Source organism: Ruegeria sp. H9 (assembly GCF_056532915.1).
This window is the reverse complement of the sequence record NZ_JBQFNX010000002.1, coordinates 988,542-997,710: the sequence shown is the minus strand read 5'-3', so window position 1 is coordinate 997,710 and position 9,169 is coordinate 988,542. Positions and strand designations below refer to the sequence as shown.

Below are 9,169 nucleotides of genomic sequence, written 5' to 3'. Positions count from 1 at the left end.
AAGAAAAACGGGTAAACGGGTGGCCGAATCACTTCTACGCGCTAATGATTCGGTTCAAACGAATCACCCATCCCTGCAGGAGCATTGAATGGCCGCCAAGGATACGAACGAAGACCGCAAATCCGACGAGCAGGAACAGGAAATCTCGCTGGACATGAGCCAGGCCCAGGTCAAGAAGATGATCGCCGAGGCTCGCGAGAAAGGTTACATCACCTACGACCAGCTCAATCAGGTTCTGCCGCCTGATCAGGTCAGCTCGGAACAGATCGAAGATGTTATGTCGATGCTGTCCGAGATGGGCATCAACATCATCGAAGATGAAGAAGCCGAAGAAGAAGAAAACAAAGGCTCGACCGAACTGGTCACCACCGAAGGTCCGCGCGAGGTTGCGCTGGCTGGTGCTGCAACCGAAAAGCTGGATCGCACCGATGACCCCGTACGCATGTATCTGCGTGAGATGGGTTCAGTCGAACTGCTGAGCCGCGAGGGCGAGATTGCTATCGCCAAGCGGATCGAAGCCGGTCGGAACACCATGATCGCTGGTCTGTGCGAAAGCCCGCTGACCTTCCAAGCGATCACCATCTGGCATGATGAACTTTTGTCCGAAGACATTCTGCTGCGGGACGTCATCGATCTGGAAACCACTTTCGGCAACCAGATGGATGAAGACGGCGAGGTTGAAGAGCCGGTTGTCGATACCTCATCGGTGCAGGCGGCCAAGCCTGCCAAGGATGAGGGGCCGGAGCTTGACGCTGACGGCAACCCGATCGCCAACGATGATGACGATGATGACGACGATCAGGCCAACATGTCACTGGCCGCGATGGAAGCAGCGCTGAAGGATCAGGTTCTGACCACGCTGGAACGCATCTCGACCGACTTCGCAATGCTGTCCGAAATGCAGGACAGCCGGATTTCTGCGACGCTGAATGAGGATGGCACTTTCAGCGCGAAGGACGAAGAAACCTATCAGAAGCTGCGCGCTGAGATTGTTGAACTGGTGAATGGTCTTCACCTGCACAACAACCGGATCGAAGCTCTGATCGACCAGCTCTATGGCATCAATCGCCGGATTATGTCACTGGACAGCTCGATGGTGAAACTGGCTGACCAGGCTCGCATCAACCGTCGCGAGTTCATCGATGCTTATCGTGGGCGCGAGCTGGATCCGAACTGGTTGGCCGAAATGGCCGAGAAACCGGGTCGGGGTTGGCAGATGTTCATCGAACGCTCGACCGAAAAGGTTGAGGAACTGCGCAACGACATGGCTCAGGTTGGCCAATATGTTGGTCTCGATATCCCTGAATTCCGCCGCATCGTGCAGCAGGTTCAAAAGGGTGAGAAAGAGGCGCGGCAAGCCAAGAAGGAAATGGTCGAGGCCAACCTGCGTCTGGTGATCTCGATTGCCAAAAAGTACACGAACCGCGGCCTGCAATTCCTTGATCTTATTCAGGAAGGTAACATCGGCCTGATGAAGGCGGTGGACAAGTTCGAATACCGCCGGGGCTATAAGTTCTCGACCTATGCGACCTGGTGGATCCGTCAGGCGATCACGCGTTCGATCGCGGATCAGGCGCGCACGATCCGTATCCCGGTGCATATGATCGAAACGATCAACAAGCTGGTCCGGACAGGTCGTCAGATGCTGCACGAAATCGGCCGCGAGCCAACGCCGGAAGAACTGGCTGAAAAGCTGCAAATGCCGCTTGAGAAAGTGCGCAAGGTGATGAAAATCGCCAAAGAGCCGATCAGCCTCGAGACGCCCATCGGCGACGAGGAAGACAGCCAGCTCGGTGATTTCATCGAGGATAAGAATGCCGTGCTGCCACTGGACAGCGCCATTCAGGAAAACCTCAAGGAAACCACCACACGGGTTCTGGCCTCTCTCACCCCGCGTGAAGAGCGGGTTCTGCGGATGCGCTTTGGCATCGGCATGAACACCGACCACACGCTGGAAGAGGTCGGTCAGCAGTTCAGCGTGACGCGCGAACGTATCCGCCAGATCGAGGCGAAGGCGCTGCGTAAGCTGAAACACCCGAGTAGGTCGCGTAAATTGCGGTCCTTCCTGGATCAGTAAATCGAAAGGCGCCTCATCCCGAGGCGCTTTTTTCTTTCGCCCGCTCACAATGACTGAACTTCAAATCAAATTGGCGGGAATTCGCAAGGAGTCCGGCGATGCCATCTTTATATCGCCGCTGTCCACTCATGGACAGGCCGGGGCGAGGTGATTGGGCTGATGACCCCCGGCCACGTTGTAGCTTCATGAAAGCGGATGAGAGACACGTTTGCGAAAAGCAGTCGGGGCCTGACCCGTCCAACGTTTGAAGGCGGTGGAAAACGCAGCCTGATCGGAATAACCGAGCGAATACGAGATTTCGGACAGATGCATACCGTTCTTGATAAAGGTCTGCGCCAGGTCACATCGTAAATCTTCAACAATCTCACGATATGAGGTGCCTTCATCAGCTAGGCGGCGAGCCAGTGTTCGAGGGCTTAGGCCGAGCTGGGAGGCGGCGTCGTCCACCTGTACGATTCCCCCCGGCATCGCATCTGTGATCAACCCTTCGATCTGTGCTCGGGTTTTCTGTCTTGGCGACTGTCTTTCGGCCAGCAGGCGTTCGCCAAATTCAACCAAATGCGCGCGCAGGCTAGGGTCGTAGGTCGGGATCGGTGTTTCCAGCGAGGGCAGCGACAGGATGATTTCCAAGCGTTCGGCCCCGAAGGTAACTGGGAAACCTCCGATTTTCTGGTAGGTGGCTTGGTGTTGCCCAACTGTGTGCTGAAACCGTATCTCAATCGGATTCAGATTCAACTGAGTCAACGCCCGCATCCGGGCGATCGCGCCAAACAGCAGGAACTCGGTCCGCCGATGATAGCGGGAAAAGCTCGGGTCTTTCCAATCGGCCTCAAGCGAGGCAGCGTTACCTGAAAGGCGCAGATTGAAGGCCAGGGCCGGGTCGATAATGCCATGAAACCGCGCCGTATTCTCGATCACCTGCTTCAGATCACGAGAGTACTTGCTAATATAGGCCGTAATGCTGGAAGAAGAACTGAATTCCAGACCCGCCCGTGCCCCAAAGGTGATATCGCCAAGTGCATCGCAGGCGTGTCGGACAAACAGCGCTTCTTTGTGGGCGCTGTACCTTTTGGCAGGCGGTTCAATATCGCTGCGGGTCAATGCGCAGTCACTCAGGACTTGTTCCACCACGGTCGCGCTTGCGTGATCCTCAAGGGTCCGTGTCAGCAATTGAATGCGTGAAATGTCGACGTCCATCACCCAGCCCAAAAAACGCGTTACTGTAATACCGTTACCCTAGCGGCAAACCGTGGCAATGCGCCAGCCTCGGTGCTGATACCCAGGAATTGACCGCAACTCGCAAAGATATGGCAGAAATGGCCATGTCCGTAGCCTTGGCCAATAGCTACATGACCGGTGTTGTCGGGTCAGCGCCTTTTGGGGAAAAGGTCAGAGCCTGAGCGAGCGGTCCACCAAGCCGTTTCAACGGGTTCCCCGGCACGCCCCTCTCATTCTTCTGGTAAGTCATGTCGCATTGCTGCGGCGCATTCGACGTGACAGCATCACGGGGAACCTTTTGTTATTTCTTGATCTCTCGTGGCTGATGATCTTTCCATCGATACAGATTTGATCGTCTTCGACGGTGAATGCGTGCTGTGTTCAGGGTTTTTTCACTTCATGTTGCGCCATGATCGAGATCAGAAATTTCTATTTGCAACTGCGCAGTCACCGCTTGGGCAGCAGCTTTATACTCTCCTGAACCTGCCGACAGACGAATTTGAAACCAATTTGGTGATCGTCAAAGGAAAGGTGCACCAAAATCTCGACGCATTTGCCGCTGCGATGCGTGCATTATATGTTCCGTGGCGGGTATTGTCCTTGTGTCGATACCTGCCGAGGTTTCTGAAGAACCCGCTGTACCGGATGATTGCCCGTAACAGATATGCGCTATTTGGGCGGCGGGATGAGTGCCTGGTTCCTGATCCTTCTCTCAGATCGCGATTTGCCCAAGATGGATTCTGATCGTGATCCATTCCTGCAGGCGCTGGGTATAGATGAAGCTGTGCCTGGATTGGTCAGGGATTTGCACAGCGGGGAAGGTCGCTACTCTGGTCGATGCAGCATTCAGCGTGGCCGAGGCGTTTTGGTCGCTCTGGCACTTCGCATCGGACGATTTCCACCTGCGGGCGAAGATTTGCCGGTCACCCTTACGATCCGAAAGTCCGGTGCATATTGGCAATGGGAACGGGATTTCGCAGGCCACAAAACGCGTTCACGGATCACTTTTGATCCGCTGTGTGGCATGGTGCGGGAACAGATCGGCGGGCTGACAATATGGTTGCAGCCGGTGCGAACTGATAAGGGGCTGACCATTGAGATCCGCCGCCTCGCTTTATTTGGCATTCCGTGTCCGGGGTTTCTTTTGCCACGTTCCGGATCGACCGAGGCTGAGGACGCACAATTGAGGTTTCGCTTTGACATTTCGGCGACAGCACCGGGATTGGGACACCTGATCCGCTATCAGGGATGGTTAGAGCCTGTTCACGAACCACGTGGGTCAAGCTGACATGATCGTTAGTTCGCTGTGCTGACGATGGCGACGCACTAGTCTATATTTCACATGGAAACAGGAAGATGGTCACGATGAAACAGATAATACTTTGCGCATTTGCAGCAATGCTTATGACCAGCTCTGCGGGCGTCGTCGATGCAGCGCCGAACGGTTATCGAACAGAACCGATGAGCGGCACAGACTTCGAGGTCATTCCAAGGGCACGTCAGGATACTGATGGATATTGGTGCGCCGCTGCTGATTTTGCCCGCCGGAAATTGGGTGCTGGGTGGCAGCAACAAATCTACGTTCTGCGCGGCTACGGCCCTAGCGTGACAACGGGACGCCGGACGGCGGTACAGTTCACACTGAAACAACCCGCCAATGTCCCGCAGAAAGGCAGCTTTTCGGTCACAGCCGGGTTCCAGCCGGGTGACAGCATGTCGGTACAGGGCGCAAATGCACGGTGCGGCGTCCGTCCGTTTATCAATTGACCTGCGATGCAGACAGAATTCTCGATTCAGACACAGGGCGTGGGGCTCTATGAGATTACCGCCCCTTTGCGCAGTTGGCTGAGGCCGGTTTCGGACGGTTTGCTGACGCTCTTTGTGCGCCACACTTCTTGTTCGCTGCTTATTCAGGAAAACGCCGACCCCGAGGTGCAGACTGATCTGCGCGCATTCTTTGAACGGCTGGTGCCGCAATCGGATCATCCGTCGATGGCTTATCTGCGCCACACCTATGAGGGGCCGGACGACATGCCCGCCCATATCAAGGCCGCGATGATGCCTGTTTCGCTGTCGATACCGGTATCAGGTGGGGTGCCTGCGCTGGGCACATGGCAAGGGATATATCTGTTTGAACACCGCAACGCGCCGCATGAAAGAAAGGTCGCTGCGCATTTTGGGTGACGCTTTATATTGGGGTGGAAAATTCCGACTACCCAAACCCTAGAGGCTGTCCTATAGTTGTGGATAAGTAAGCCGCAGCGCTTACAAAAAGTGGCCAGCTAGGGACGAGGAGACGGCGGATGCGCTGCCCGTTTTGCGGAAATATCGATACTCAGGTCAAAGATTCACGCCCGGCAGAGGATCACGTCGCGATCCGTAGACGGCGGTTCTGCCCGGCCTGCGGCGGACGGTTCACCACCTATGAACGCGTGCAACTGCGTGATCTGGTCGTCATCAAAACCAACGGTAAGCGCGAAGACTTCGACCGCGACAAGCTGGAACGCTCGATCCGTATTTCGATGCAGAAGCGGCCCATTGATCCCGATCGGATTGATCAGATGATCTCCGGTATCGTGCGCCGTCTTGAAAGCATGGGGGAAACCGATATCCCTTCGAATAAAATCGGTGAAATTGTAATGGAAGCGCTGGCCCGGATTGATACGGTCGCATATGTTCGCTTTGCGAGTGTGTACAAGAATTTCCAGGCGGCCGATGATTTCGAGGAGTTTGTCCACGAGTTGCGCCCGCCGCAACCTTCGACGGATGAGTGAGCGATACAGATAAGCGATATATGGCGCTGGCCCTATCATTGGGGCGGCGCGGCCAAGGCACCTGCTGGCCGAATCCGTCCGTCGGGTGTGTCGTCGTGCGCGATGAACGCATCGTTGGTCGCGGCTGGACGCAGCCCGGGGGTCGTCCGCATGCAGAACCTATGGCTCTGACGCAGGCGGGTAAGGCCGCGCGAGGTGCCACCGCCTATGTCTCGCTTGAACCCTGTTCACACTACGGAAAGACGCCGCCCTGTGCCGAAGCGCTGATTGCGGCCGGTGTTACCCGTGTGGTCTCGGCGATCGAAGACAGCGATCCTCGGGTCGCTGGGCAAGGGTTTGCCCTGTTGCGCGAGGCCGGGATTGAGGTCACCACCGGCGTTCTGGCGGAACAGGCGGCCCGCGATCACGCAGGGTTTTTCCTGAAAACCGAGCAAGGCCGCCCGTTTGTGACTTTGAAAATGGCCAGTAGCTTTGATGGACGGATTGCCACGGAAACCGGGCACAGTCAGTGGATCACAGGTCCAAATGCTCGCCGCGCGGTGCATGCGATGCGTGCGCGCCACGATGCGGTTATGGTCGGAGCAGGAACAGCGCGCGCCGATGATCCGTCGCTGACGGTTCGTGATCTGGGCGTGCAGCATCAGCCGGTGCGCGTGGTGGTCTCGCGCCATCTGGATCTGCCCTTGATGGGGCAACTTGCGCGAACCGCGTCCGATATCCCTATCTGGCTCTGTCACGGCCCCCACCCAGACCCCGAGCGTGCGCGTGCGTGGGAGGGGTTGGGTGCCCGTCTGATCCCTTGTGCGCTGGATGGTCATCACGTGGATGCGGCTGATCTGTTGCAGCAGCTCGGGCAGGCCGGATTGACGCGTGTCTTTTGCGAAGGCGGATCAGCATTGGCTGCATCTTTGCTAAAGGGCGATCTGGTCGATGAGTTGGTCGGTTTTATAGCAGGGCTGACCATCGGGGCAGAAGGGCTGTCCGCGATCGGGGCACTGAGGCTTGATACTCTGGATACTGCCCCCCGATTTGATCTGATCGAGACACAGGTCGTTGGCGGCGATATCCTACATCGCTGGGCGCGCGTGACGCACTAGCCTTCAGCGCCACCAATGCGCATGCGTCGCCAGCGCGCCCTGAAATTTGGACAAGATGCGATTTACGGGTCCGGTAGGGGATGGTGTGCCCTGCGCAAGCCGTTCGACCGCGATTTCGACGGGGCAGGTCTGTCCCGTCACCGGATCGAGATAGCGGGGGTAGTCAATCAGCGTTGCGTGCACCAATCCCATCAGCGAAGGCCGCGCGCCACGTCGCGCAGGCACTGCCCCCAGATCCGTTGTCAGCCCCCAACCGGCGTAGAACGGAGCGCCGAGTGTGGTGACCCGGACGCCACGCAGCAAAGCCTCGAACCCCAGCAGAGATGTCATAGTCCAGACCTCATCCACCTGTCCAAGCAGGGTGGCAGGATCGGTGCCTTCTACAATGACATCGGCCAGATCGGTTTCGATCTTGCCATCGCGCAACCCAGCCTCAACATCCGGATGCGGTTTGTAGATCAACACAGAGTCGGGATTGGCCTCGCGCGCTGCGCGCAGCAGATCGAGATTGGTGCGGATGTTGCTCGTTCCCAGCCGGATTGAGGCGTCATCTTCAACCTGACCCGGCACCAAAATCCGGTGGCCAGTCGGCAGGTCCGGGGCAGGGTGGCCGATGTTGTACTTGCTTAGTCCTTCGGCCAGCAATCGGGCTGTCAGCCGTTCGGCGCGGAGCCTCTGATCAGGGCGCAAAGTTTCGCGTTTGGTGATCCATTCCTCCAGGCGGCTGGGATGCGTAGGATCGTAGTAGATGCCGATATCATCGGTCACCAGCGATAGCGGCGGCACCAGCTCCGCGCCCAACCCGCGGGATCGTAAAAAGCCATCCTCGATTCGGGTTGCATTCAGCGTCTCACCGGCCCGGCTGGCCCAAACCATATGGGGTTGTTTGGTATTCTCTGGCTGCTCGGCCACGAAACGCACCTTGCCGTGCTGGCCGAACATGCGTTGCAGGTGGCGGCGTTTCCATACCCGCATCCCGGAGGCGGTCCAGCCTTTGTGGTCCTGCCGCCAGGCTCGGGTTTGCGCCTCAAGCGTATCGAGCACGCATTCCAATTCGCACAAACGATCATTGTAGGGATCATACCAGCGCGGGTACAGGATCATCGCGGCGGCAAAAAGCTGCGCCCGCGTAAGATTCCGTTGGCGACGGAGCAGGGGGGCATCATCCTGCGTCAGCCCCCACCCAGCGTAGAATGGTTGCCCGAACACGCGAGGTTTGTGCCCGGCCAATATCGCCTCAAATCCCATCTGCGAGGACAGCGTGTAAACCCCGATGGCCCCTTCAAGCAGCGACCATGGACTTATGGGGCTGTCGAGGATCGATATTCTGTCACTCAGATCCTGATCGGAAAAGTATCCCTTGCGGTGGCCTGCCGTGGTTTCGGGGTGGCTTTTGATGAGGATGCGTGCGCCGGGGTTTTCCTCTTGCGCGATTACCAGCATCTCGCGGAACCGTGCATAGTCGCCGTTGCTTGCGGTGACGGCAGCATCTCCCTGCGTCTGGTCGATCACTAGAACGTAGCCAGGATCGGGAGGCGTCAGATCAAGGTCAAAGGCCGAGTATTTGCTCAGATTCAGCTCTCGGATGCGCGCGATTGCGCCTCGCGCGCGATCCAGCAGGGCGGTGTCGTCCAGCGGATGCGTGGCTAACAGAGTTTCCAGATCCGAAGGCACACTCGGATCGAAATGCAGACCCGATCGATCCAACAACAGACCCATGGGTGCCTCACCGCTTCGTCCAGGGTGCAGAGACCGCAGGAACGCGTCTTCGACCCTCAGGACGGGCACATCGCGTTTCTGCGCGATACCCATTCCCCGATGGGCTGTCGGGCTGTTGCCCCAGACCCCGACCAGATCGTCTGGCTGTGGCAGACCAAGCCGGATGTCATACCCGGCCAGAGATAATATACGACGCAGCCGCGACTGTGTCAGGAACCCACCGTTGTAAACAAAAAGCCGGGAGCGTTCGCCCCCGGCCGTGTTCTCCGATTCAGAGAGCATTC

General features: G+C 57.5%; 9 protein-coding genes. 7 read left to right on the top strand and 2 right to left on the bottom strand.

Going from position 1 to position 9,169, the window contains the following annotated elements:
- Positions 1–88: 88 nt before the first annotated feature.
- Complete coding sequence (gene rpoD / locus ACR0CZ_RS13530; protein ID WP_170396291.1) at positions 89–2,077, top strand: RNA polymerase sigma factor RpoD; 1,989 nt, start codon at positions 89–91, stop codon at positions 2,075–2,077.
- Between the two features lie 183 nt (positions 2,078–2,260).
- On the opposite strand, the gene ACR0CZ_RS13525 is transcribed toward rpoD, so the two are convergent.
- Positions 2,261–3,274 carry a helix-turn-helix domain-containing protein gene (locus ACR0CZ_RS13525; RefSeq protein ID WP_170396293.1) on the bottom strand — a complete coding sequence of 338 codons (1,014 nt, stop codon included), beginning with the start codon at positions 3,272–3,274 and terminating at the stop codon, positions 2,261–2,263.
- Between the two features lie 339 nt (positions 3,275–3,613).
- On the opposite strand from ACR0CZ_RS13525, the gene ACR0CZ_RS13520 reads away from it, so the two are divergent.
- The 6 genes from ACR0CZ_RS13520 to ribD all read left to right on the top strand — a co-directional run bounded on the left by ACR0CZ_RS13520 (position 3,614) and on the right by ribD (position 7,166).
- Positions 3,614–4,039, top strand: a complete 426-nt coding sequence (locus tag ACR0CZ_RS13520) for a DCC1-like thiol-disulfide oxidoreductase family protein (protein WP_170396296.1) — start codon at positions 3,614–3,616, stop codon at positions 4,037–4,039.
- Positions 3,981–4,583, top strand: coding sequence for a DUF4166 domain-containing protein (locus tag ACR0CZ_RS13515; protein WP_480503372.1), 603 nt, complete (start codon positions 3,981–3,983; stop codon positions 4,581–4,583). The genes ACR0CZ_RS13520 and ACR0CZ_RS13515 overlap by 59 nt, the downstream gene beginning before the upstream one ends.
- Before the next feature lie 77 nt (positions 4,584–4,660).
- Positions 4,661–5,062 (top strand): hypothetical protein, encoded by a 402-nt coding sequence (locus ACR0CZ_RS13510; protein WP_170396300.1) that lies wholly within the window; start codon positions 4,661–4,663, stop codon positions 5,060–5,062.
- A 6-nt stretch (positions 5,063–5,068) separates the two neighbouring features.
- Positions 5,069–5,479 (top strand): secondary thiamine-phosphate synthase enzyme YjbQ, encoded by a 411-nt coding sequence (locus ACR0CZ_RS13505; protein ID WP_170466332.1) that lies wholly within the window; start codon positions 5,069–5,071, stop codon positions 5,477–5,479.
- A 119-nt stretch (positions 5,480–5,598) separates the two neighbouring features.
- On the top strand, positions 5,599–6,069 hold the full coding sequence (nrdR, locus tag ACR0CZ_RS13500) for a transcriptional regulator NrdR (RefSeq protein WP_039534475.1): 471 nt from the start codon (positions 5,599–5,601) through the stop codon (positions 6,067–6,069).
- The gene (gene ribD, locus ACR0CZ_RS13495; RefSeq protein WP_480503370.1) at positions 6,066–7,166 is read left to right on the top strand and encodes a bifunctional diaminohydroxyphosphoribosylaminopyrimidine deaminase/5-amino-6-(5-phosphoribosylamino)uracil reductase RibD; all 1,101 of its coding nucleotides are present in this window, start codon (positions 6,066–6,068) and stop codon (positions 7,164–7,166) included. The genes nrdR and ribD overlap by 4 nt, the downstream gene beginning before the upstream one ends.
- A 3-nt stretch (positions 7,167–7,169) precedes the next feature.
- Here ribD and ACR0CZ_RS13490 read toward each other — a convergent pair whose 3' ends face one another.
- Entirely contained in the window at positions 7,170–9,167 is a 1,998-nt protein-coding gene (locus ACR0CZ_RS13490) for a capsular polysaccharide biosynthesis protein (RefSeq protein ID WP_170466335.1), read from the bottom strand.
- Positions 9,168–9,169 lie beyond the last annotated feature (2 nt).